This is a genomic window from Burkholderia sp. BCC1985, assembly GCF_905339915.1.
Taxonomy (GTDB): Bacteria; Pseudomonadota; Gammaproteobacteria; order Burkholderiales; family Burkholderiaceae; genus Burkholderia.
In genome coordinates this window covers 1-989 of the sequence record NZ_CAJPGY010000118.1, presented here as the reverse complement: position 1 = coordinate 989, position 989 = coordinate 1, and the positions used below count along the sequence as shown (strand labels likewise).

The 989-nt window shown below is 67.0% G+C and carries 1 protein-coding gene; it reads left to right on the top strand.

Translation table 11 applies throughout. The features are described 5' to 3' along the window. On the top strand, nt 1-989 hold a 989-nt coding region (locus U4Z31_RS36905; RefSeq protein ID WP_321812987.1), incomplete at both ends, for an amidohydrolase family protein.

Genomic DNA, 989 nt, shown 5'->3' with positions numbered 1-989 from the left:
GAGAAGGAAGACTTCGTGAACTGGACGAAGAGCACGAAGTATCACGACGGCACGGATTATTTCCGCAATAACGGCGCGGGCGAAATGCTGGTGTTCTCGGCCGCCGACTTCGAGGACTTCCGCGTCGCGCGCCCGGACCTGCCGGCGCAGATGGAAGACGATCTCGAGGGCGTCGTGCGCGTGCTCGCGCAGAACCGCTGGCCGTGGCGCATGCACGCGACCTACGACGAAACGATCAGCCGCGCACTCGACGTGTTCGAGAAGGTGAACAAGGACATCCCGCTCGAAGGGCTGAACTGGTTCTTCGATCACGCGGAAACCATTACCGAAAAATCGATGGACCGCATCGCCGCGCTGGGTGGTGGTATCGCGGTGCAGCACCGGATGGCGTACCAGGGCGAATACTTCGTCGAGCGCTACGGTGCGCAGGCGGCCGAGGCGACGCCGCCGGTCGCGAAGATGCTCGCGAAGGGCCTCAAGGTGTCGGCCGGCACCGACGCGACACGCGTGGCGTCGTACAACCCGTGGGTGTCGTTGTCCTGGCTCGTGACAGGCAAGACGATCGGCGGCCTGCGCATGTACCCGCAGCGCAACCTGCTCGATCGCGAGACCGCGCTGCGCATGTGGACCGAATACGTGACGTGGTTCTCGAACGAGGTCGGCAAGAAAGGGCGCATCGCGGTCGGGCAACTGGCCGACGTGGTCGTCCCGGATCGCGATTTCTTCGCGTGCGCCGAGGACGACATCGCGGGCACGACCGCACTGCTGACCGTGGTGGGCGGCAAGATCGTGTGGGGCGCGGGCCCGTTCGCGTCGCACGACGCGCCGATTCCGCCCGCGATGCCGGACTGGTCGCCGGTGCGCGAGTACGGCGGCTACGGCGGTTGGGGCGCGACGCAGCGCAGCGGCGCACCGCTGCAACGCGCGGCGGCCGCCGCGATGTGCGGCTGCGCGAATGCATGCAACGTGCACCAGCATGCGCACGCGAG